Genomic DNA, 22,237 nt, shown 5'->3' with positions numbered 1-22,237 from the left:
GCCCCTTTCCGGCTCAGGGTCAGATGATGGTGCGCCGCTGACGCAGCCAGAGCACCGGGCCGCTGATCAGGTACCCGACCACGACCAGGCCGAAGGTGAGCCGGACGTCGATCAACGCGCCGATCACCGGAGCGAACCAGACCCACGGTGGCAGCTTGACCAGCCGGGCGAGCTTGGCGTACGGGAAGCTGCTGACCATGGTGAACGCGAGCAGCGCCACCCCGGCGACCTGCACCGCACCTGGCACCGGCATGCCGATCACCACCATCAGGGCGAGCACGGCCGCGGCCATCGTGGTGGGCACCCCGCAGAAGAACCGGCCATCGCTGGGCGAGACGTTGAACCGCGCCAGGCGGATTGCGGCACAGGCCGCGACCAGCGCGGCGGCCACGGCGGCGGCGGCCGTCGGCACGGAGCCGACCAGCGAGGCGTACACCACTACGGGCGCGGCGAGGCCGAAGGAGCACATGTCGGCCAGTGAGTCCATCTGGGCGCCGAACGGGCTGGCCACCCCGAGCTTGCGGGCCAGTGCGCCGTCCAGGCCGTCGAAGGCGACGCAGGCGATGAGCAGGAGGGCGGCGAGCCGCACGTCGCCCTGCATGGCAACGAAGATCGCGTTGATGCCGAGCACAAGGCTTGCCAGCGTGCAGGCGTTGACCAGCGCGAACTTCAGCCGCCGAGCTGTTGTCCGCTCGCCGGGGAGCAGCGGGACGGGTGTCGCCGTCGACTCGTCTGGGGCCGGGGTCGGCACGACAGCCGGGCCGACCGGAGTGATCGTCTCCAGCCGAACGCGGTGGAACCGCTGCAGGCCGTACCGACGTCGCGGGCGATCCTGGTACCGGGGCTCGGGCAACACGTCGGCCGCCCCGTGCGTACCTCGGCGGCTGACGCGAACCAGCAGGACCTGGCGGGCGAGAGTGCCACTGCGGCGCAGCGGGCCCGTCCAGCTTCGCCCTGCGGGGCGTGGGCTGTCAGTCGTACGACGCCGGCGCCAGAGGGCTCTCGGCACGTTTCCTCCATCACCGGATCAACTGGCCGCCACGAGGGCGGGTGTCCGGCTGTCTCGTGCCGGACCTTCCTGGCCCGGCAGCCGTTTTGCGGAGTACACCATCGCACAGGGGAGTGGAGATTGGCGATAGTTGCCGGCGGCGCTAATATCTCCATCAACCGCGCGAACCGCCGCGTTGTTCCGATCCCGGACTTCGTGGTCGGTTTCTCCGCCTCCCCTGCCTCGACTGTACCGGAGGCAGTACGCGCCGGCCTGCCGGGAAGACGCGGGCCGAGACACACCTTGAGTTACGCCGGCCAATCGAAGGCTGCGGCGGCGATCTCTGTCAACGAGAGTTCGCGCAGCTCAGCTGGGGTGAACCAGCTAGCGCACGCGGTGGAGCCGCCAGGCGACTCGGTCACCGCCGGCTCGGTCGGAACATCGACCACTACGCGGTAGACGACGCGGACGCCGTGCCAGTCCAGTGGGTACCCCTCCGGGCCAAGAGCTGCCGGATTGTGCAGATTGTCCACGCCGACAAGCTCGGTCACCCTGCCCAGTTGCCCCGACTCCTCGACCAGTTCCCGTAGCAGGGCGGTCACGGGTTGTTCACCATGGTCCGTTCCGCCACCCGGCAGGTGCCACCGTCCAGCACCCGGATAGCCGTCGGCGATCAAGGACAGCAGCACCCGTCCGGCCGGATCGGTCACCACCCCGTACGCCCCGAAGCGCTGCCGCCGACCGGCGCCGGAACCGGCGAACGGCGCCCGACGGCGCAGCGCACCGGGCAACAGCGGGACCACCGGCAGCCCGAGCGCCTCGGCGGTGAACGCCAACAGCGGCAGGTCCACCGCCTCGTCCAGCGTCATCCAGCGGGCCAGGTCGGTGACGCCGTCACGCCCGGCAGCCAACTGCCCGCCCGCCGGCACCACGTCAAAGATCATTCGGTCGGTGTGCAGGGCCACGTCGAGATCCGGGTACGGCAGCACGTCGGCGACCACCGCCCGCAGTCCGGCCACCGCGACGGTCAGCCCGGTCCCCTCGGCGACCTCACGGACCACCGTGCGCGCGGGATGCTCGGCGTGCTCCAGCCCGCCACCCGGCAGGGACCACATTCCCGGGAAGTCCGCCAACCCGGCACCCCGCACCAGCAGAACTCGTCGATCGGCGTTTCGCGACAACCCGTACGCGCCGACCCGCCGCACCTGCTCCACGACGCCCCCGTCCCGCCGCCACCCGCCGCACTCCGTCCGGAGCCGCACTGATCATGAAGCTATCGCCGTACGCCGTGGCGTGTCCCGACAATAACCTCATGATCGGCGGTGGGGGCTCAGGTGAGCTGGGCGGCCTGCACCGCTTCGGCGGTCACCTCGGTCAGGCGGTCCGTGGGCAGGGCACCGAGCTCCTCGCGGCCGAACCAGCGGGCTTCGCAGGTGGAGCCGCCGATGTCGCCGACGGTGGGCGGGGCAGGCTGGTCCACCACCACCCGGTAGAAGGCGCGGACGCCGTGCCAGTCGATCGGATAGCCCTCCGGGCCGAGCGAGGCGGCGTCCCGGTGGCTGGCCACCCCGAGCAACCCGACGAGTCGCCCAGTCTGCCCGGTCTCCTCGACCAACTCCCGGATCAACGCCGCACTGGGCTGCTCGCCGTAGTCGGTGCCCCCGCCGGGCAGGTGCCAGCAGCCCGCACCCGGATATCCGTCCGAGACCCGAGTCAACAGCACCCGTCCCTCCGGATCGGTGACCACGGCGTACGCGGCGAAGCGCTGCGCCCGGTGCAGTCCGTCCGGGCCTGGCACCGCGTAGAAGGAGGGGAACTCCGGCGCCTCGTCGGGCACGATGTCCGCCGAGGAGGCGGGCAAGGCGAGAGCGCGCGCGGTGAACGAACGCAGCGGCAGCCGCCGCGCCTGTTCCAGGGTGAACCAGCGGGCCAGGTCGGTCGGGCGGTCGACGCGGTCGGTCAGCGAGCCGCCCCGGACCGAGACCTGGTAGACCAGCCGGTCGGTGTGGATGGTGATGCCACGCTCGGGCAGTGCCCGCATGTCGGCCAGCACATCGTGCAGGCTGCCGACGGCCACCGACAGGCCGGTCTCGGCGGCGGTCTCACGGACGACGGTGTGGTGCGGATCCTCGCCGTGGTCAACCGCGCCACCGGGCAGGGACCACGTACCAGGGGTGCCGGAGCGCTCCGATGCGCGGACCAGCAACACCCTGTCTACGGAATCAGTACAGACTGCGTATGCCGCGATTCTGCGGAGCGGCTCCAGCATGGTGGTCACGGGGCCAAATTCTCCCTGTGACCGGTTACCAGGGCGGAAAAGAGTCGGATTCCTGACTGATCACTCGCCCCTGATGAAGAGTCAGGGTAAGGATCCGGGCGGTCACCGAGGTCGATGTGTCCGGCGGCGTGGACGGTGGAGGCATGACTTCCACATCCCAGGCCCCGTACAAGCAACTGCGCCGCCCCACCACCGACCGGATGGTCGCCGGGGTGGCCAGCGGAGTCGGCCGCTACTTCGCCATCGACCCCAACCTGGTGCGCGTCGCCTTCGCCGTCGCCACGCTGCTGACAGGCGGCGTCGCCGCCCTCGCGTACCCGATCATGTGGTTCCTGATGCCCGAGGAGCCGGCCGGCACGCCCGCCTGGCCGCACCCGCCGTACGGGCCCTCCGGGCCGCAGCCGACAGGCAACACCCCGCACCCCGCCTGGCCGTTCCCCGACACCCCCGACCCGACGTCGCAACCGGGCCCGCACGGCACCCCGCCGGAGCCGGCACCGCGGCCCGCCCCACAGCCGCCGGCATGAGGCCGATGTCACACCCGACTGGGGGCCGATGTCACTCCCATTCGATGGTGCCCGGGGGCTTGCTGGTGACGTCCAGCACCACCCGGTTCACCTCGGCCACCTCGTTGGTGATCCGGGTGGAGATCCGGGCAAGGACGTCGTAGGGCAACCGGGACCAGTCGGCCGTCATCGCATCCTCGCTGGAGACCGGGCGCAGCACCACGGGATGACCGTAACTGCGCCCGTCGCCCTGCACGCCGACGCTGCGCACATCGGCCAGCAGCACCACGGGGAACTGCCACACGTCCCGGTCCAGTCCGGCGGCGCTGAGCTCCTGGCGGGCGATGAAGTCGGCCCGGCGCAGCACGTCGAGCCGCTCCTGGTCGACCGCGCCGATGATTCGGATGGCCAGGCCGGGGCCGGGGAACGGGTGCCGCCAGACCATCGCCTCGGGCAGGCCGAGCTGGAGACCGAGCGCCCGAACCTCGTCCTTGAACAGCGTCCGCAACGGCTCGACCAGGGCAAACTTGAGATCCTCGGGCAGCCCGCCGACGTTGTGGTGACTCTTGATGTTGGCGGTGCCGGTGCCGCCACCGGACTCGACCACGTCCGGGTAGAGGGTGCCCTGCACCAGGAACTCGACGTCGCCGTGAGAGGCGATCTCCCGGGCCGCGGCCTCGAAGACCCGGATGAACTCCCGGCCGATGATCTTGCGCTTCCGCTCGGGATCGGTCACCCCCGCCAGCGCGGCGAGGAACTGGGCGGCCGTGTCGACCACCTTCAGCCTGATGCCGGTGGCCGCGACGTAGTCCTTCTCCACCTGCTCGGCCTCGCCCTCGCGCAGCAGACCGTGGTCGACGAATACGCAGGTCAGCCGGTCACCGACGGCCTTGTGCACCAGTGCGGCGGCGACCGCCGAGTCCACCCCGCCACTCAGTCCGCAGATGACCTCCTTGTCGCCGACCTGCGCGCGTATCCGCGCCACCTGCTCGTCGATGATGTTCTCGGCCGTCCAGGTCGGCTCGATACCCGCGATCTCGTGCAGGAAACGGGTCAGCATCTCCTGGCCGTACGCGGTGTGCCCCACCTCCGGGTGGAACTGGACGCCGGCCCGTCGGCCGGCCACGTCCTCGAAGGCGGCGACCGGCGCGCCGGCCGACTCGGCGGTCACCGTGAATCCCTCGGGCGCCTCGGTCACACAGTCGCCGTGGCTCATCCACACCGGCAGGTCGGCCGGCAAATCACGGAGCAGCAGACCCGGGTCGAGCAGGCGCGGGCGCAACGGAGTGCCGCCGTACTCGCGACCGCCGGTGCGCGCCACCGTGCCGCCGAGCGAGCGGGCCATCGCCTGGAACCCGTAACAGATGCCGAAGACCGGTACCCCGGCGGTGAACAACCCGTCGTCGACCTGCGGGGCTCCCGGCTCGTAGACGCTCGCGGGACCGCCGGAGAGGATGATCGCGGCAGGGTCGCGGGCCAGCATCTCGGCCACGGGCATGGTGTGCGGGACGATCTCGGAATAGACCTTCGCCTCACGTACCCGGCGAGCGATCAGCTGGGCGTACTGGGCTCCGAAGTCGACCACGAGGACAGGACGCGGCAGGCTCATAACCCGCAATCCTACCCACCGCAACCCCTCCTCCCCCCAGCCCACCACCCGCCCCAGCCACCCGCCGATCAGGCAGTTGTGGTCGCCGTCATGTTGCCTCGTGCGCCTGCTGTACCAACCACAACTGCCTGATCGCGGGTGTGGGTCAGGGGTGGGCGGGATGGCGCGGTGGAACGGGGGGTAGGCGGCGGTAGGGGGTGTCAGGAGGTGGGCGGAGGTCGGGGTCGTTCCTGTTGGGCCAGAGGGAGATGGCGCGTTCGGCCTGTGCGGTGATGGTCAGGGAGGGGTTCACGCCCAGGTTGGCCGAGATGGCGGCGCCATCCACCACGTGCAGGCCGGGGTGGCCGTGGACCCGGTGGTACGGGTCGATCACCCCGTCGGCCGCTGACTCGCCGATCACCGCCCCACCCAGGATGTGCGCGGTCACCGGCATGTCGAACGGCTCGGTCAACGCGCCGCCCGGCGTACCGTCGATCTCCTCGGCGAGCAGCCGGACCGCCTGGTTGCCGGCTGGGATCCAGGTCGGGTTGGGGGTCCCGTGACCGGGACCGGAGACCAGCCGCCCGCCGAACGGCCCGCGCCGCAGCCGGGTGTTCAGCGAATTGTCAGCCGACTGCATCACCAGTGCGATCACGGTCCGCTGTGACCAGCCCCTGACCGACAGCAGCCGGAGAGTCTGGCCGGGCTGCCGGAAGAGCTGCCCGAGCCAGCGGCGCACGCGGTACGGCCCGCCGTCGACCAGCACCGACTGGAGCAGCCCCATTGCGTTGGAGCCCCGCCCGTAGCGGACCGGTTCGATGTGGGTCTGCGGGTCGGGGTGGAACGAACTGGTGATCGCGACCCCCTCGGTGAAGTCCACACCACGCTCGCGGGCCCGCCGACGCGGCACGGAGGCACCGAGGATCGCCTCCGAGTTCGTCCGGGTCAGCTCGCCTAGCCGCGGCGAAAGCCGGGGCAGCACGCCGCGGTCACGCATCTCATGCAGCAGCCGCTGGGTGCCCAGCGCCCCGGCGGCGAAGACCACCTGGTCAGCGTGGATCACCAGCCCGCGCCCGCGCAGCCAGGCCCCGGTCCGCCCGGTGTGCACCTGGTAACCACCGTCGACCGGCCGGACCGCGGTCACCGTGGTCAGCGGGTGCACCCGGGCACCGAGTTGTTCGGCCAACCAGAGGTAGTTCTTGACCAGGGTGTTCTTCGCACCCACCCGGCAGCCGGTCATGCACGCGCCGCAGTGGGTGCAGCCGCTACGCGACGGGCCGGCGCCACCGAAGTACGGGTCGGCGACCCGCTCCCCCGGCCGCCCGATGTGCACTCCGACCGGCGCGGCGTGGAAGCTGTCCGCCACCCCCATCCGTTCGGCGACCCGTCGCATCGCCCGGTCCGCCCCGGTCACGATCGGGTAGGTGGTGACCCCGAGCATCCGCTTCGCCTGGTCGAAGTGCGGCGCCAACTCGGCCCGCCAGTCGGTGATGTCCCGCCACTGCGGGTCACAGTAGAAGGCGTCCAGCGGCTCGTAGAGGGTGTTCGCGTAGACCAGCGAACCGCCGCCGACGCCCGCTCCCGACAACACCATCACCCCGCCGCCGACCCGCCGGTCGGCCGCCCGGAGCAGGGTGATGCGTTGCAGTCCGTACCAGCCCAGCCTCGGTGCCCAGAGGAACCGCCGCAGCCGCCAGGAGGTCTTCGGGAACTCGTCGTCGGCGAACCGTCTGCCGGCCTCCAGCACGCCGACGGAGTAGCCCTTCTCGGCAAGCCGCAGCGCGGCGACGCTGCCGCCGAAGCCCGACCCGATGACGACCACGTCGTACCGCATCAACGCATCATTACTCGCAAGTAGCTCTCGCGCCAGGGGCGACATCCGGGCGATCATGCTCGTCACCCGGGCGACGCGGCCGGCCCTGCCGTCCGCGCCCGCCTACGGCGCTCACACCGCACGCAGCCGGCGGGCAAACTCCACCGCCGGGCAGGCAACCCCGAGGCCGTCTCACGGCGTCGGTTCAGTGTCGACACAAGGAGGCGGGGGATGGTCCTCGGAAGGAACCGGAGACGGCTGACGCTGGTGCTGACCGGCCTGGTCACGGTCGCCCTGGTGGCCGCCGGCGCGGTTACGGTGTCCCGGCTGGTCAGCGACGACCGGTCGACGCCGACCGCCAGGGCCACCAACCCGAGCCCGCAGCCCAGCCCCAACCCCAGCACCCCGCCACCGGGAGCCGACATCACCGGCCCGCTCAACCTTCTGCTGGTCGGCGTCGACACCCGGGTCAGCGTGCCCGACTGGGAGCCGCACGCCGACGCCGTACTGATGCTGCACTTGCCGGCGGGGCTGTCCCGGGCGTACCTCTTCTCCCTGCCCCGGGACCTGGTGGTGGACATTCCGGCGTCCGAACCCGCCGGCTACCCGGGCGGGCGGACCAAACTCACCCACGCGATGAGCTACGGCAGCCGGGTGGCCGGCGAGTCGAAGCCGGACCCCGCCCAGGGGTACGAGTTGCTGCGCCGCACCGTCAGCGACTACACCAAACTGCCCATCGACGCGGGCGCGGTGCTCACCTTCGGCGGCTTCGACACACTTGTGGACAAACTGGGTGGCGTGAACATCCGCGTCGACCAGCGGGTGGTCTCCCGGCACCGCCAGCCGGACGGAAAGCACCGGGAACCGGGCCCAGGGGTGGGCGGCTACGTCGGGCCGCAGATGGTCTACGAGCCCGGCGAGGCTCACCTCAACGGCTGGCAGGCGCTCGACTACGCCCGCCAGCGCTACCTGCCCGGCGGTGACTACGCCCGGCAGCGCCACCACCAGCAGCTGATCCGGGCACTCATCGAGAAGATCCTCGACGAGGACCTGGCCCGGCAGCCCGAGCGGGTCGAGCAGGTGGTCCGCGCACTCGACGACACGCTGCTCTACGTCGGCGGACGACGGATCGTCGACTTCGCGTACGCCCTCGGCGGGCTGTCGCCGCAGGCGCTCACCCTGATCGGCCTGCCCGGAGCGTCGGTCGGCCGGGGCAACGCCTACCGGGGCGAGGAGTTGACCACGATCGGCCGCCGTTTCCTCACCGAGCTACGCGCCGGCGAAGTCGACACCTTCCTCGCCGAGCGCCCGGAACTGATAGTGCCCGCCTGAGGCTGACGGCGTTCGCGTCGTCAGGGCAGGGCGGGCGGGGCGGTGCCGGTGAGCCAGGTGTCGAAGAAGGCACCCAGCGAACGCCCGGACACCCGGTCGGCCAGCGCGACGAGATCGGCGGTCGTCGCGGTGCCGTCGCGCCGCTCGGCGGTCCACGTCCGCAGGATCTCGAAGAAGGCGTCGTCGCCGACGGTACGCCGCAACGCGTGTACGGTCAGCGCCCCGCGCTTGTAGACGGCGGTGCTGAACATCTGTCCCGGACCGGGGTCGAGGGTGCGCCGGGACCAGTCCGTCGCCGCGTACTGGATTTCGAAGTTGCGCTGGGCGCTGCGCCCGCCGTCGTGCTCCTCCCACAGCCACTCGGCGTAGCTGGCGAACCCCTCGTTGAGCCAGATGTCGCCCCACCGGGCCAACGCCACACTGTTGCCGAACCACTGGTGGGCCATCTCGTGGGCGACCACGCTGTAGTTCGGCTCGCCGTCGCGGAAGAAGCCGGGACCGTAGACCGGCCGGGCCTGCGTCTCCAGCGCGTAGCCGATGCGGGCGTCGGCGACCACCACACCGCCGTAGGACTCGAACGGATACGGGCCGAAACAAGTGGCCAGGAAGTCGGCGATCTCTCCGGTCCGCGCCATGGAGGCCGCCTCGGGACCGGTCGCAGGCAACCCTTCCGGTACGGCGGTGACCAGCGGCTTGCCGGCGTGGTCACCAATTTCCACCTGGTAGTCACCGATCACCAGGGTGGTGAGGTAGCTCGCCATGGGCGAACGCTCGGCCCAGCGCCAGGTGGTCCAGCCGTCGGCGCTGGTCCGTTCGCCCGGCACCCCGTTGCTCAGCGCGGCGAGCCCGTCGGGCACGGTCACCTCGATGTCGTAGGCCGCCTTATCGGAGGGGTGGTCGTTGACCGGGAACCAGGTCGCCGCCGAGTGTGGCTGGCCGAGCGCGACAGCGCCGTCGTCGGTGTGCTGGAATCCGCCGCTGCCCAGCACACTGTCGGCGATCGGCTCAGGCACGCCGGCGTACGTCACGTCGACGGTGAACGAACTGCCTGCCACGATACCCCGGGCCGGGGTGACGACCAGCTCGTTGTCGGCGTGCCGGTGCTCGGCCGGAGCACCGTCCACACTGACCGCGCTGACGTCCAGGCCAGCCAGGTCGAGGTTGAAGCGGGACAGTCCCTGAGTAGCGGTCGCGCTGACCTCGGCCCGCCCGGTCAACCGGTCGTCCGCCGGGTCGTACCGCACCCCGAGGCGGTAGTGCGCGACGTCGTACCCACCGTTTCCGCTGCCGGGCACGTACGGGTCCGCGAGATCGACGCTGCCGGCCCGGAACCCGCCCGACTCGGGCATATCCCGCTCACCGGTGCAACTGACTGCCACCGCCGCCACCACCGCAGCGACCAACGCAGCCGCACCGGCGACCCTCCGCCCGCCAGGCATCCTGCTCACCAGCCCGAGCCTACCGTCGTCCCAGTCGTCGATCATGAAGTTGTAGCACGCGGCAGACCGCCTCTACCGGAGCGCCACAACTGCATGATCGACGCTGACAGGGTTGGGGATCAGCGGTCCAGGACCAGGCCGACCTTCTGGAATTCCTTCAGGTCGCGGTAGCCGCACTTGGCCATGGCGCGGCGCAGGCCGCCGAAGAGGTTCAGCTGGCCGTCGGGAGCGTCGGCCGGGCCGAAGAGCAGGCGCTCCATGGATCCCAGCGGCTCACCGGCGGCCTCGAACGCACCCCGGGGCAGCGACGGGTGGCTGGCCGCCGAGTGCCACCAGGCGCCGCCGGCCGGCGCCTCCGCGCAGAGCGACAGCGGCTCGCCGAGCATCACCGCGTCCGCACCGCAGCCGAGCGCCTTGGCGATGTCACCGGAGGTACGGATGTCGCCGTCGGCGATCAGGTGCACGTGCCGACCGCCGGTCTCGTCGAGGTAGTCGCGCCGGGCGGCGGCGGCATCGGCGATCGCGGTCGCCATCGGAACCCGGATGCCGAGCACCGACTCCGTGGTGGACCACTCGTCCCCGCCGATGCCGACGATCACGCCGGCCGCGCCGGTCCGCATCAGGTGCAGCGCCGTCTTGTAGTCGGTGCACCCGCCGACGATGACCGGCAGGTCGAGGTCGGCGATGAACTCCTTCAGATTGAGCGGTTCGTCGGTGGTCGAGACGTGTTCGGCCGAGACGATGGTGCCCTGGATGACCAGGAGGTCTACGCCCGCATCGAGGATCACCGGGGCCAGCGCCAGGGTGTGCTGCGGTGAGACCCGCACCGCCACGGTGCCGCCGCCCTCGCGCAACTCCCGGACGCGCTCGGTAATCAGATCCGGCCGGATCGGCTCCGTGTACACCTCCTGGAGACGCCGGGTGGCAGGCGCATCCTCGTCGAGGCCGGCTAGCTCCTCCAACACCTTCGTCGGGTTCTCGTACCGGGTCCACAATCCCTCGACGTTGAGCACACCGAGGCCGCCCAGCTGACCGAGCTGGACGGCCGAAGCCGGGCTCATCGTCGCGTCGGAGGGGTGCCCGACGCACGGAATGCCGAACTGGTACGCGTCGAGCTGCCACGCGGTGGAGACGTCGTCGACGTCCCTGGTCCGGCGGGACGGCACGATCGCGATGTCGTCCAGGTGGTAGCCGCGCTGCGCGGTCTTGCCCAGCCCGATCTCGACCACGTCACGCATGGGGCACTCCAGTTGTGTTCGGGGGTGGTGGGAGGGGTCAGCGGGTGTGGTAGTTGGGCGCTTCGACAGTCATCTGGATGTCGTGCGGGTGGCTCTCCTTCAACCCGGCCGCGGTGATCCGGACGAGCTGACCGCGCTGGTGCAACTCGGGAATGTTCTCCGCGCCCGCGTACCCCATCGCCAGCCGGAGGCCGCCGACCAGTTGGTGGGCCACCCGGGCCAACGGGCCGCGGTACGGCACCTGACCCTCGACGCCCTCCGGGACCAGCTTCTCGTCGCTGGTCACGTCCTGCTGGAAGTAGCGGTCCTTGGAGTACGACTTGACCTGCCCGCGGGACTGCATCGCGCCGAGTGAACCCATGCCGCGGTATGCCTTGAACTGCTTGCCGTTGACAAAGATCAACTCTCCGGGGCTCTCCTCGCAGCCGGCCAGCAGACTGCCGAGCATCACCGTGTCGGCGCCCGCGACCAGGGCCTTGGCGATGTCGCCCGAGTACTGGATGCCGCCGTCACCGATCACCGGCACGCCGACCGGGCGGGCGGCCCGCACGGCCTCCATGATCGCGGTGATCTGGGGCACGCCGACACCGGCCACGATCCGGGTGGTGCAGATCGCTCCTGGGCCGACACCGACCTTCACCCCGTCCGCGCCCGCGTCGACCAGCGCCCTGGCGCCGGCGTAGGTCGCCACGTTGCCGCCGACGATGTCGGCGTCCACGTCCTTCTTCAGCCGGCCGACCATCTCCAGCACCGCGCGCTGGTGACCGTGCGCGGTGTCCACGATGATCACGTCGACACCGGCGTCGACCAGCGCTCGGGCCCGCTTGTAGGAGTCCTCACCGACACCGACGGCCGCCGCCACCCGCAGCCGTCCCGCGTCGTCCTTGGTGGCGCCCGGGTACTGCTCGCTCTTGGTGAAGTCCTTGACGGTGATCAGCCCGCGCAGCTTGCCGGAGCCGTCGACGATGGGCAGCTTCTCCACCTTGTGCTGGCGCAGCAGGCCGAGAGCCTCGTCCTTACTGACCCCCACCGAAGCGGTGACCAGCGGTGCCCGGGTCATGATCTCGTGGACCGGCGTCGCCGGATCGGAGACGAACCGCATGTCGCGGTTGGTGATGATGCCCACCAGCTGCCCCTGGGCGTCCACCACGGGCACGCCGGAGATGCGGTAGCGACCGCAGAGCTGGTCGACCTCGCGAAGCGTGTCGTCCGGGCTGGCGGTCACCGGGTTGGTGATCATGCCGGACTCGGAGCGCTTGACCAGATCGACCTGGAGCGCCTGGTCCTCCACGGAGAGGTTGCGGTGCAGTACGCCGATGCCACCCTGACGGGCCATCGCGATCGCCATCCGCGCCTCGGTGACCGTGTCCATCGCGCTGGACAGCAGCGGGATGGAGAGCGAGACGTTGCGGGTGAGCTGGGTGACGGTGTTCACCCGGCTGGGCACCACGTCCGACTCGCCCGGCTGGAGCAGCACGTCGTCGAAGGTCAGCCCCAGCGGCACCACCCGGGCCGATCCGGCGGGCAACTCGGGCAGATGTCCACCCAGCTCGCCACCCTCGAAGCCGGCGGAAGGGTCGAAGCGGGGCGAATTCTCCACGATTGCTCTCCTGAGCTGCTCGAACTGGGCTTCAGCGAGGTGGCACGAATGGGCACCGGCCAACGCCGGGCAAGAGTGCGTCAGCCTCATCGTACCCATTGGCCGGGGTGACGCCGGCTTCGGCGGCCCGCGCGGAACGGTGGCGGACCCCCGGCACCGCCGCATCGCCTCGGCTTGCCCGAGAGGGGACGGGCATCGGCGGTGGCTTGGGTCTACGGTGAGGGGGTGCACGACGAGCCCTTGGACCCGTTCACCGGCGACCCGACCGATCCGACGGCCGATTTGGACGACTCCGGCGACGACGACGCCCAGCTCGACCCGCTGACCGACGTCGAGCGCCAAGACGTGCTGGAGGACCTCGCCGACCTGGAGATCTACCAGGCGCTGCTCGCGCCGATCGGCGTTCGTGGGCTCGTCATCGAGTGTGAGGACTGTCGGGAACCGCACTACTTCGACTGGGACCTGCTCCGGGGGAATTTGCGGCACCTGCTCAGCTCCGGGCGTCCGCGAGTACACGAACCGGCCTTCGACCCGGATCCCGACCACTACGTCACCTGGGACTACGCCCGCGGCTACGCGGACGGCGTGCACGACACCCTCAGCGAGGGCACCGAGGACGCGGCCGATTCCGGCAGCTGACCGGAACGCCGGTCAGTTCCGGCAGGCGGCCCGGGCGACTCAGGAGACCAGCCCGGCCCGGAAACCGGCCGCCACCGCGTGTGCCCGGTCGCGGGCACCGAGCTTGCGGAAGAGCCGCCGCGCGTGAGTCTTCACGGTGTCCTCGGAGACGAACAACTCCCGGCCGATCTCGGCGTTGCTCTTGCCTTCGGCCATGCCGAGCAGCACCTGCAACTCCCGTTCGGTGAGGCCGATCGTGGACCGCTCGGATCGGGGCGACGAGAGCGGCTTGCCCGGCTCGGGTTCGGCGCCCGGCTCGGCGGGATCGTCGCCGCGCTGCGCCGGCACCATCGCGGGACCGCCCGCGCCGTCCACGGCAGGCCGGGCCGGCGCGGAGTCGCCGGAGGCACGGCCACCAGGTGTCGGCCGCGCCGGGCTGCCGACCGTCGCGGCGTCCCTCGCCGGGTCCGCGATCCGGTGCCGGTTGGCACCCCGTCCGGGCGCGGACAGCAGCAGCAGTGCTTTGGCGACCGCACTGGTGAGATCGTGGTCCATGCCCTGGATGTGCCCACGCGCCCCGGCATTGATGGTCGCCGCGGCCGCCTCGGACTCCGCCGCCCCGAGCAGCAGGACGGCGGCCTGCGGCGCGCGGGCAAGCACCCGGCGGACGAAGCCGGCGCTGTCAGGTCGGGTGAGCGCGGTGTCGACGAGGACCACGTCCGCGGGACGCTCGGCCAGCCGCAGCATCACCTCGGGATCGGAGACTGCCGTCCGGACGGCACCGGACAACCCCAGCCGCGCCGCGGCGGAGGTCAGGTGCTGCGCCGCAAGCGGCGTTCGAACGCACACAAGAACGGTACGCACAAGGATCTCCTTTCCGCACACGAGCAGACCATGAGCGACTGCCGTCGGGAGGAGGTTCCGGGCAATCCTCCCAACTTTTCCGACAGATAGGGCATATGCCGCAAGTCGTCAGATGTTCTCGATCAAAGACGTGTGAGTCGAGAGCCTCCCGGGTAGGACAGGGGCCACGCCGGGAACGGTGCGCCTGCGCGGCCCGCCGCCCGGACAGCCGGCCACAAGCGTCTCGCGGTGCCGCGCGAGAGGAGGGGTGCTGATGTCGAACGTACGCAGACTGCCCGGACCCATCGTCGACCTCTGGGACTGGCAGCGGCTCGGTGCCTGCCGTGGCCGGGACAGCGCCCAGTTCTTCCACCCCGACGGCGAACGGGGTACATCCCGGCTGCGCCGCGAGTCCGCTGCCAAAGCCGTCTGCCGCGCCTGCCCCGTCCGGGCCGAGTGCGCCGCGCACGCCTTGTCGGTACGGGAGCCGTACGGCGTGTGGGGTGGCTTCAGCGAGTCCGAGCGACAGCGGCTGCTCGCGGTCGGCTGGGAGGATCTCGCCGACCGCCGACAGAGCCGGGTCGACGTCAACCGGTTGGAGGCCCGCGTCGGCAGTGCCCACCGGTCCTCGCTGCCCGCCCAGCGCAACGTGGCCTGACACACCCCCCGCCGCCGCGTCCCGACACCAGGACACGGCGGCCGATGTGGCTGCCTAGAAGCCGGTCTGATCACCCCAGACCGACGCCGGACGAACGCCGCAGGCAGGCCCGCTTACAGGCAAGCACGCCGGGCACCCGGACCCACTCAGGTGACAGTGAGCGTGACGGTGTGCCAACCGGTCGCGCCGTCGGGGGCGACGGCCTGTTGCTGGGACGTCTGGGTCTCGCCGGTGCTGTCCGTGGCCCTAACCTGGAGGCTGTGCTCACCGGGGGTGGCCTGCCAACGCCACGACCACTGGACCCAGGTGTCCGCAGACACCGTCGGTGCCAACTCCGCCTCCTGCCAGGGTCCTTCGTCGACGCGTACCTCGACGCGGTCGATGCCGCGGTGCTGAGCCCAGGCGACGCCAGCGACCACGACCGGACCGGCGGCCGGACGGCTGCGTGGGCGGGGCGTGTCGATCCTCGACTGCGTCTTCACCGGCCCCTGGGCCGACCAGCCCCGGGGCACCCAGTACGCATCGAAGTCGGCGAAGCTGGTCAACTCCAGCTCGGTGATCCACTTGCACGCCGACACGTACCCGTACAGGCCGGGAACGACCATCCGGGCCGGAAAGCCGTGCGGCACCGGAAGCGGCTCGCCGTTCATGCCGACAGCCAACAGGGCGTCCCGCCCGTCGCGCAGCACGGCCGTCGGCGCACCACACGTCCAGCCGTCGACCGAGCGCCCGACCACCTGGTCCGCCCCGTCGAGCGGCGCCGCCTCGTCGAGCAGTTCCCGCAGCGGCACGCCGAGCCACCTGGCGTTGCCGATCAGGTCGCCGCCGACCTCGTTGGAGACGCAGGCCAGCGTGACGTAGCGCTCGACCATCGGCCGGGCCAGCAGGTCGGCGTAGCTCAGCGTCACCGGGTTGCGGACCCGACCGTGGATGCGCAGCCGCCAGGTGTCCGGATCGACCTGGGGCACCACGAGCGCCGTGTCGATCCGGTAGAAGCCCCGGTTCGAGGTCACGTAGCTGGCCAGGCCCGCCACGGCCAGGTCGGCCCCGCCCGGCACCGGCGGCGCGGCGGACACCGGGGCGGGCAGCGCGATCGCGTCCCGGGCGGCCGACACGCCACGCCGTCCGGCCAGCCATCGCCCGGCGACACCGCCAACCGCTGCCACCCCGAGCACGGTGCCGACACCGGCCAGGAAGCGCCGCCGCGAGTCCGGGTCGACGGAGCGCCCCGGCCCCGTGTCCCGCCCGCTCGTCGGGGTCGCGGTCGAATCGGCGGTGGGCGCGGACCAGGGCCACGGGTCGAACTCCAGCGGCCCGGCGACGAACGCCCAGAGCGCCACCCCGCCGACCACCGCCCCGACCAGCGAGGGCAAGGCGTCGGCGGCGTTCGCGCCGGCCCGGGTCAGGGCCGCCACCGTGCCGAGCACGGCGAAGGCGGCGATACCGGCCAGGCCGACCGTGAGGCGGCGAACGGCCAGCATCCCCAGCAGGGCGGCGAAGCCGCCGAGCAGCAGCGCCGTCCCGACCAGCAGGGCGACCTTGTCGTACGTGCCGAAGACCGCGATACCGAACCGCTTGACCGGCTCGGGGGCGGTGTCCACGACGAGGCCACCGACCGCGACGAGAGGCGAGGATCGGGGGCCGGTCAGGGCCGCCACCAGTTCGGCGGTGCCGATGGCCGCCGCGGCTGCGGCGACGCCGGCCAGGGCGGCGTAGCGGGGTGTCGTACTGCTCACCGGCCCAGTGTCGCCGAACCGCCGGCTCCCCGGTAGCGCGGCCGGTATTACGTGATCTGACGGTTGCGGCAGGCTGAGCCGGCCCACGCCGAGGCCCGCCGGCCGACAAGAAGCCCGGGGCGCACCGTCAGCGACGGTGCGCCCCGGGCCGGCGTGCGCCAGGGATCAGAAGCCCGGGCCGTGCTGGTGACCGTGGCCGTGGCCGTGCGAATGGCCGTGGCCGCCCGAGGTGGGCTCCGGCTCCGCCGGCTTCTCCACCACGAGGCTCTCGGTGGTGAGCAGCAGCCCGGCGATCGACGCGGCGTTGGTGACCGCGTTGCGGGTCACCTTGACCGGGTCGATGATGCCGGCCTTCACCAGGTCGACGTACTCACCCACGGCGGCGTCGAGGCCGTGGCCCCACTCCTTGTCGGTGACCTTCTGCACCACCACGTAGCCGTCGTGGCCGGCGTTCTGCGCGATCCAGCGCAGCGGCTCGACCAGCGCCTTGCGCACGATCGACACGCCGACCTTCTCGTCGCCGGTGAAGCCGAGGTCGTCAGCCAGCACCGGCAGAATCTGCGCCAGGGCGGCGCCGCCGCCGGGCACCGTACCCTCCTCGACCGCGGCCTTGGTCGCAGCGATCGCGTCCTCGATGCGGTGCTTACGCTCCTTCATCTCGACCTCGGTGGCCGCGCCGACCTTGACCACGGCGATGCCACCGGAGAGCTTCGCCAGCCGCTCGGCCAGCTTCTCCCGGTCCCACTCGGAGTCCGAGGCCTCGATCTCCTTGCGGATCTGGGCGACCCGGTCGGCGACCTCGCTGGTCTGGCCACCACCGTCGACAACCGTGGTGGTCTCCTTGTCGACCACGATGCGCCGGGCGCTGCCCAGCACCTCCAGGCCGACCTGGTCGAGCTTGTAGCCCAGTTCGGGGGCGACCAGCTCAGCGCCGGTGAGGACAGCCATGTCCTGGAGCATCGCCTTGCGGCGGTCGCCAAAGCCGGGAGCCTTGACCGCGCAGACCTTGATGGTCTTGCGGATCGCGTTCACCACCAGGGTGGACAGTGCCTGACCTTCAACGTCCTCGGCGATGATCAGCAGCGGCTTGTTGTTCTGGAGGATCTTCTCCAGCAGCGGCAGCAACTCCTCGATCGCCGAGATCTTCTGCGTGGTGATCAGGACGTACGCGTCCTCCAGGACCGACTCCTGCGCCTCCGCGTCGGTCACGAAGTTCGGCGAGATGAAGCCCTTGTCGAACTGGAGGCCCTCGGTGACGTCCAACTCGGTCTGCAGGGCGGAGCCCTCCTCGACGGTGATCACACCGTCGCGGCCGACCTTCTCCATCGCCTCGGCGATCAGCTCGCCGATGGTGGCGTCCTGCGCGGAGATCGTCGCCACGTGCGCGATCGACTTCTTGTCGGAGACGTCGACCGCCTTGGCGAGCAGCGCCTCGGAGACCTTGGCCGCCGAGGCGTCGATGCCCCGCTTGAGGCCGGCCGGGTTGGCGCCGGCGGTGACGTTGCGCAGACCCTCGCGAACCAAGGCCTGGGCGAGCACGGTCGCGGTGGTGGTCCCGTCGCCGGCGACGTCGTTGGTCTTGGTCGCCACCTCCTTGACCAGCTGCGCGCCGAGATTCTCGTACGGGTTGGTGAGCTCGATCTCCTTGGCGATGGTCACACCATCGTTGGTGATCGTCGGCACACCAAACTTCTTGTCCAGGACGACGTTGCGCCCGCGCGGCCCGAGGGTGACCTTGACCGTGTCCGCGAGTGCGTTGACACCGTGCTCCAGCAGGTGCCGGGCGTCGTCCGAGAAGCTCAGGATCTTCGCCATCTATGTCCCTTCGAAGCGACGTTGCCCCGGCCCGGCGAGCCGGACCGGGGCAACGACACTGATCGGTTGCTTACTTCTCGATGACCGCGAGGACGTCACGGGCGGAGAGCACCAGGTACTCCTCGCCCGCATACTTGACCTCGGTGCCGCCGTACTTCGAGTAGAGAACGGTGTCGCCGACGGAGACGTCGATCGGCACGCGGTTGCCCTTGTCGTCGATCCGGCCCGGGCCGACAGCGAGGACGGTGCCCTCCTGCGGCTTCTCCTTGGCGGTGTCGGGGATCACGATGCCCGAGGCGGTGGTGGTCTCGGCCTCGTTCGCCTGGACCACGATGCGGTCCTCGAGCGGCTTGATCGCAACCTTGGTCGCGGTAGTCACGGGCATACCCTCCTGGGGTACTTGGTTTCGTTGCTGGTCGGCATGCCGACCAGCGTCAATTGCCACATGCCACCGGGCGGGGCCGTCGTCGCGGGTGCCGGTCCGCCTGGCGTTCAACCTCCGGACACCAGGGCCCGAAGGTTGGCACCCTCAGGGTGAGAGTGCTAATCGCAGGTTATTCCTCGGCTAGCACTCCGTCAAGGAGAGTGCCAATCTGCCGCCCTCGTGTCGCCACACTCCCGTCTTCTCCGTCGGATGCCGGAGTTTCCCGGGAGCACGGTGGGCCGGACAGGGGCACGGACGGACCGGACGGAGGGCAGACAGGGCGGGGCGGAACAATGGGCGGGTGGATCTGGAGCATTTCGCCGCCTTGCGCACCCCCGAGGGGTCGGCCGCGCTCGACGCGGCGACCCGGGTGGCCGGCGGCGATCCGCTGGCCGCAGCGGCGGCGCTGCGCTGCGCCCGGGTGCCCGGCGGACTCGCGGCAACGGCACTGACCCAGGCAGAGCTGCGCCGCCGGGCGGTCGGCAAGTTCGGGCCGGCGGCGACCGACATGTTCTTCACCCGGCCCGGTCTGGAACAGGCCACCCGGCAGGTCGTCGCGGACCGGCGCGCCCAGCGGCTGCGTACCGCCGGGGTGACCACGCTGGCCGACCTGGGCTGCGGATTGGGGGCCGACGCGCTCGCCGCCGCCCGCACCGGCATCCGGGTGTACGCGGTGGAGGCGGACCCGCTCACCGCCGCGCTGGCCGAGGCGAACGCACAGGCCGCCGGGCTGGCCGATCTCCTCACCGTCGATTGTGGCGACGCGACCGCGTTCGACGCGGCCCGGGTCGAGGCGGTCTTCTGTGACCCGGCCCGGCGCCGGGCCGGGTCCGGCCGCCGGATCTTCGACCCGTACGCGTGCTCGCCGCCGTGGGATTTCGTGACCCGTCTCGCCGAGCGGGTGCCGCGCACGGTGGTGAAGGTGGCGCCGGGTATCGACCACGCGCTGATCCCGGCCGACGCCGAGGCCGAGTGGGTCAGCGTCGACGGCGACCTTGTCGAGGCGGCCCTCTGGTGCGGCGCCCTGGCCGAGGTGCCCCGCCGCGCGACCGTGTTAAAGCAAGGGCCCCCTGCTAACGCCTCAGGTGGTGCAGGGGCCCCCTGTCACCACCGGGCCGGCGGCGAGTCGGTGCACCAGCTGACCGGATCGGGGCTGATAGAGGCGACGGTCGGGCCGGTACGCCGCTTCCTGTACGACCCGGATCCGGCGGTGGTCCGCGCCCACCTGGTCGCCGAGTTGGCCGTTGAACTGGACGCCTCGCTGGCCGACCCGATGATCGGCTATCTCTACGCCGACCGGGCGACGTCGACCCCGTACGCCCGCTGCCTGGAGGTGACCGACGTGCTGCCGTTCTCCCTTAAACGGCTGCGGGCGCTGCTGCGGGAGCGCCGGGTCGGCCGGGTCGAGATCCTCAAGCGCGGCTCCGCGCTGGAACCGGAACGGCTCCGGCGTGACCTGCGGCTGGCCGGCGACCAGTCGGCGAGCGTGGTGCTCACCCGGATCGCCGACGCCCCGACGGCGCTGGTCTGCCGGCCGACGACGTGAACTCGGGCCGGGGATAGGTTGACGGTCATGGCGGGACGGAGTACGCCGGCGACGGCGCTGCTGGCGAGGCGGAAGATCGCCCATCACACCCACCCGTACGACGTCCCGGTGCACGCGCCGAACTACGGAGCCCTGGTCGCCGCCGCGCTCGGAGTCGCGCCGGAGCGGGTCTTCAAGACGCTGGTGGCCGAGGTCGACGGCGCGCTGGCCGTGGCGGTGGTGCCGGTCACCGGCGATCTGGACCTCAAGGCCCTCGCGGCGGTCCTGGGTGGCAAGCGGGCCACGCTGGCCGAACGTGCGGCGGCCGAGCGAGCCACCGGCTACGTACGCGGCGGCATCAGCCCGCTCGGGCAGCGCAGGCACCTGCCCACGGTGCTCGACGTCTCCGCCCTGGACCATCCCACCGTGTACGTCTCGGCGGGCCGCCGGGGACTCCAGGTGGAGCTGGCTGCGACGGATCTGCTCGCCCTCACCGACGCCCGCACCGCTCCGCTCGCCACCTGACGGGCTTCGACCGGAGGCACGGCCGACGGGCCCGGTGGCACGACCGATGGCCGCACTGTGTCGAGGGCGTTGCTGAATTGTTACCGCCGACAACAAACTCGTGACCGGCGCACCCTTGTGCTGGTGAGTTGACGCGGAATACGTTGCCGGGCACAACAAAACAACACCGACACCCTTCCCCACCCTCGAAAGGACCCTGCACATGCGCAAGGGCTTCCTCGCCGTCGGCACCGTGGGCATGCTGGCCCTCGGCAGCCTGACGGCCTGTGGCGACAACTCCGGCGGCGACCAGGCCGGGTCCGACAAGACCCCGAAGATCGGCGTGATCCTGCCGGACAGCAAGTCCTCCGCCCGCTGGGAGGGCGCCGACCGCAAGTTCCTCCAGGCCGCCTTCCAGGCCGCCGGCGTCGATTACGACATCCAGAACGCACAGGGCGACAAAACCCAGTTCCAGACCATCGCCGACCAGATGATCACGAGTGGCGTCACCGCGCTGATGATCGTGAACCTGGACTCCGGCACCGGCAAGGCCGTCCTCGACAAGGCCAAGTCACAGGGCGTCGCCACCATCGACTACGACCGCCTCACCCTCGGCGGCTCGGCGGAGTACTACGTCAGCTTCGACAACGAGGCCGTCGGCAAACTCCAGGGCGAGGGCCTCGTCAAGTGCCTCACCGACGCGAGCGTGCAGAAGCCGGCGATCGCCTACCTGAACGGCTCGCCGACCGACAACAACGCCACCCTGTTCAAGAACGGCTACGACTCCATCCTCAAGCCGAAGTTCGACGCCGGCGAGTACACCCAGGTCGCCGACGACTCGGTGCCGGACTGGGACAATGCGCAGGCCGCCACGATCTTCGAGCAGCAGCTCACGAAGGCGGGCGGCAAGATCGACGGTGTCCTCGCCGCCAATGACGGCCTCGGCAACGCAGCCATCTCCGTGCTGAAGAAGAACAAGCTCAACGGCAAGGTCCCGGTGACCGGCCAGGACGCCACCCCGCAGGGCCTGCAGAACATCCTCGCCGGCGACCAGTGCATGACCGTCTACAAGGCGATCAAGCAGGAGGCCGACGCCGCCGCCGAGCTGGCCATCGCGCTGGCCAAGGGCGAGCGCAAGGACACCGGCCAGACGGTGAAGGACCCCGAGGGCGGCCGTGACGTGCCGTCCGTCCTGCTCACCCCGACGGCGATCTACAAGGAGAACGTCAAGGACGTCATCGCCGACGGCTTCGTGACCAAGGAAGAGGTCTGCACCGCAGACTTCGCCACGCTCTGCACCGAAGCGGGCATCAGCTGACCGCACCCCGCCTA

19 protein-coding genes are annotated in these 22,237 nt (G+C 71.0%); 7 read left to right on the top strand and 12 right to left on the bottom strand.

The features are described from left to right. Positions 1-19 precede the first annotated feature (19 nt). The 3 genes from ACFHWY_RS02585 to ACFHWY_RS02575 all read right to left on the bottom strand — a co-directional run bounded on the left by ACFHWY_RS02585 (position 20) and on the right by ACFHWY_RS02575 (position 3,266). A complete protein-coding gene (locus tag ACFHWY_RS02585; protein ID WP_416578667.1) occupies positions 20-934 on the bottom strand; it encodes a CDP-alcohol phosphatidyltransferase family protein in 915 nt (304 codons plus the stop codon). Positions 935-1,296: 362 nt separating this feature from the next. Beyond that, positions 1,297-2,202, bottom strand: coding sequence for an NUDIX hydrolase (locus ACFHWY_RS02580; protein WP_416578666.1), 906 nt, complete (start codon positions 2,200-2,202; stop codon positions 1,297-1,299). Between the two features lie 116 nt (positions 2,203-2,318). Next, complete coding sequence (locus tag ACFHWY_RS02575) at positions 2,319-3,266, bottom strand: NUDIX domain-containing protein (protein ID WP_416578421.1); 948 nt, start codon at positions 3,264-3,266, stop codon at positions 2,319-2,321. A 143-nt stretch (positions 3,267-3,409) separates the two neighbouring features. On the opposite strand from ACFHWY_RS02575, the gene ACFHWY_RS02570 reads away from it, so the two are divergent. Beyond that, complete coding sequence (locus tag ACFHWY_RS02570) at positions 3,410-3,793, top strand: PspC domain-containing protein (protein WP_416578420.1); 384 nt, start codon at positions 3,410-3,412, stop codon at positions 3,791-3,793. A gap of 31 nt (positions 3,794-3,824) precedes the next feature. Here ACFHWY_RS02570 and guaA read toward each other — a convergent pair whose 3' ends face one another. Together guaA and ACFHWY_RS02560 are read right to left on the bottom strand one after the other, a co-directional pair. Further along, a complete protein-coding gene (gene guaA, locus ACFHWY_RS02565) occupies positions 3,825-5,381 on the bottom strand; it encodes a glutamine-hydrolyzing GMP synthase (RefSeq protein WP_416578419.1) in 1,557 nt (518 codons plus the stop codon). 145 nt (positions 5,382-5,526) lie between these two features. Continuing rightward, positions 5,527-7,194, bottom strand: coding sequence for an FAD-dependent oxidoreductase (locus tag ACFHWY_RS02560; RefSeq protein ID WP_416578418.1), 1,668 nt, complete (start codon positions 7,192-7,194; stop codon positions 5,527-5,529). Positions 7,195-7,404: 210 nt separating this feature from the next. On the opposite strand from ACFHWY_RS02560, the gene ACFHWY_RS02555 reads away from it, so the two are divergent. Next, positions 7,405-8,505: an LCP family protein gene (locus tag ACFHWY_RS02555; protein WP_416578417.1), complete on the top strand. Its 1,101-nt coding sequence runs from the start codon at positions 7,405-7,407 to the stop codon at positions 8,503-8,505. Positions 8,506-8,525: 20 nt separating this feature from the next. On the opposite strand, the gene ACFHWY_RS02550 is transcribed toward ACFHWY_RS02555, so the two are convergent. From ACFHWY_RS02550 to guaB, 3 genes are all read right to left on the bottom strand, one after another. Next, positions 8,526-9,944, bottom strand: a complete 1,419-nt coding sequence (locus ACFHWY_RS02550) for a M1 family metallopeptidase (RefSeq protein WP_416578665.1) — start codon at positions 9,942-9,944, stop codon at positions 8,526-8,528. 119 nt (positions 9,945-10,063) lie between these two features. After that, positions 10,064-11,182: a GuaB3 family IMP dehydrogenase-related protein gene (locus ACFHWY_RS02545; protein WP_416578416.1), complete on the bottom strand. Its 1,119-nt coding sequence runs from the start codon at positions 11,180-11,182 to the stop codon at positions 10,064-10,066. Between the two features lie 37 nt (positions 11,183-11,219). Then, the gene (gene guaB, locus ACFHWY_RS02540; RefSeq protein WP_416578415.1) at positions 11,220-12,782 is read right to left on the bottom strand and encodes an IMP dehydrogenase; all 1,563 of its coding nucleotides are present in this window, start codon (positions 12,780-12,782) and stop codon (positions 11,220-11,222) included. A gap of 225 nt (positions 12,783-13,007) precedes the next feature. Here guaB and ACFHWY_RS02535 point away from each other — a divergent pair, with 225 nt between their 5' ends. Further along, positions 13,008-13,421 carry a DUF5319 domain-containing protein gene (locus tag ACFHWY_RS02535; protein ID WP_416578414.1) on the top strand — a complete coding sequence of 138 codons (414 nt, stop codon included), beginning with the start codon at positions 13,008-13,010 and terminating at the stop codon, positions 13,419-13,421. 39 nt (positions 13,422-13,460) lie between these two features. On the opposite strand, the gene ACFHWY_RS02530 is transcribed toward ACFHWY_RS02535, so the two are convergent. Then, the gene (locus ACFHWY_RS02530) at positions 13,461-14,264 is read right to left on the bottom strand and encodes a LuxR C-terminal-related transcriptional regulator (protein ID WP_416578413.1); all 804 of its coding nucleotides are present in this window, start codon (positions 14,262-14,264) and stop codon (positions 13,461-13,463) included. A 253-nt stretch (positions 14,265-14,517) separates the two neighbouring features. Here ACFHWY_RS02530 and ACFHWY_RS02525 point away from each other — a divergent pair, with 253 nt between their 5' ends. Next, a complete protein-coding gene (locus ACFHWY_RS02525) occupies positions 14,518-14,901 on the top strand; it encodes a WhiB family transcriptional regulator (protein WP_416578412.1) in 384 nt (127 codons plus the stop codon). 146 nt (positions 14,902-15,047) lie between these two features. Here ACFHWY_RS02525 and ACFHWY_RS02520 read toward each other — a convergent pair whose 3' ends face one another. From ACFHWY_RS02520 to groES, 3 genes are all read right to left on the bottom strand, one after another. Next, complete coding sequence (locus ACFHWY_RS02520) at positions 15,048-16,637, bottom strand: molybdopterin-dependent oxidoreductase (protein WP_416578411.1); 1,590 nt, start codon at positions 16,635-16,637, stop codon at positions 15,048-15,050. A 165-nt stretch (positions 16,638-16,802) separates the two neighbouring features. After that, the gene (gene groL / locus ACFHWY_RS02515; protein ID WP_416578410.1) at positions 16,803-18,452 is read right to left on the bottom strand and encodes a chaperonin GroEL; all 1,650 of its coding nucleotides are present in this window, start codon (positions 18,450-18,452) and stop codon (positions 16,803-16,805) included. Between the two features lie 70 nt (positions 18,453-18,522). Next, positions 18,523-18,837 (bottom strand): co-chaperone GroES, encoded by a 315-nt coding sequence (groES, locus tag ACFHWY_RS02510; protein ID WP_089155197.1) that lies wholly within the window; start codon positions 18,835-18,837, stop codon positions 18,523-18,525. 340 nt (positions 18,838-19,177) lie between these two features. On the opposite strand from groES, the gene ACFHWY_RS02505 reads away from it, so the two are divergent. The 3 genes from ACFHWY_RS02505 (at position 19,178) to ACFHWY_RS02495 (ending at position 22,223) form a co-directional block, all read left to right on the top strand. Beyond that, positions 19,178-20,422 carry a THUMP-like domain-containing protein gene (locus ACFHWY_RS02505; protein ID WP_416578409.1) on the top strand — a complete coding sequence of 415 codons (1,245 nt, stop codon included), beginning with the start codon at positions 19,178-19,180 and terminating at the stop codon, positions 20,420-20,422. A gap of 27 nt (positions 20,423-20,449) precedes the next feature. Next, positions 20,450-20,926, top strand: a complete 477-nt coding sequence (ybaK, locus tag ACFHWY_RS02500; protein WP_416578408.1) for a Cys-tRNA(Pro) deacylase — start codon at positions 20,450-20,452, stop codon at positions 20,924-20,926. Positions 20,927-21,128: 202 nt separating this feature from the next. After that, entirely contained in the window at positions 21,129-22,223 is a 1,095-nt protein-coding gene (locus ACFHWY_RS02495; protein ID WP_416578407.1) for a sugar ABC transporter substrate-binding protein, read from the top strand. Positions 22,224-22,237 lie beyond the last annotated feature (14 nt).

It is taken from the genome of Micromonospora sp. LOL_024 (assembly GCF_048060415.1).
Classification (GTDB): Bacteria; Actinomycetota; Actinomycetes; order Mycobacteriales; family Micromonosporaceae; genus Micromonospora.
This window is presented reverse-complemented; position numbering and strand designations above follow the sequence as displayed.

What these genes read in the sequence shown, in the direction of transcription:
- ACFHWY_RS02495 (WP_416578407.1), top strand. Translation starts at nt 21,129, where the DNA reads ATGCGCAAGGGCTTCCTCGCCGTCGGCACCGTGGGCATGCTGGCCCTC.
- ybaK (WP_416578408.1), top strand. Translation starts at nt 20,450, where the DNA reads ATGGCGGGACGGAGTACGCCGGCGACGGCGCTGCTGGCGAGGCGGAAG.
- groES (WP_089155197.1), bottom strand. Translation starts at nt 18,837, where the DNA reads ATGCCCGTGACTACCGCGACCAAGGTTGCGATCAAGCCGCTCGAGGAC.
- ACFHWY_RS02555 (WP_416578417.1), top strand. Translation starts at nt 7,405, where the DNA reads ATGGTCCTCGGAAGGAACCGGAGACGGCTGACGCTGGTGCTGACCGGC.
- ACFHWY_RS02525 (WP_416578412.1), top strand. Translation starts at nt 14,518, where the DNA reads ATGTCGAACGTACGCAGACTGCCCGGACCCATCGTCGACCTCTGGGAC.
- ACFHWY_RS02560 (WP_416578418.1), bottom strand. Translation starts at nt 7,194, where the DNA reads ATGCGGTACGACGTGGTCGTCATCGGGTCGGGCTTCGGCGGCAGCGTC.
- groL (WP_416578410.1), bottom strand. Translation starts at nt 18,452, where the DNA reads ATGGCGAAGATCCTGAGCTTCTCGGACGACGCCCGGCACCTGCTGGAG.
- guaA (WP_416578419.1), bottom strand. Translation starts at nt 5,381, where the DNA reads ATGAGCCTGCCGCGTCCTGTCCTCGTGGTCGACTTCGGAGCCCAGTAC.
- ACFHWY_RS02570 (WP_416578420.1), top strand. Translation starts at nt 3,410, where the DNA reads ATGACTTCCACATCCCAGGCCCCGTACAAGCAACTGCGCCGCCCCACC.
- ACFHWY_RS02545 (WP_416578416.1), bottom strand. Translation starts at nt 11,182, where the DNA reads ATGCGTGACGTGGTCGAGATCGGGCTGGGCAAGACCGCGCAGCGCGGC.
- ACFHWY_RS02550 (WP_416578665.1), bottom strand. Translation starts at nt 9,944, where the DNA reads ATGCCTGGCGGGCGGAGGGTCGCCGGTGCGGCTGCGTTGGTCGCTGCG.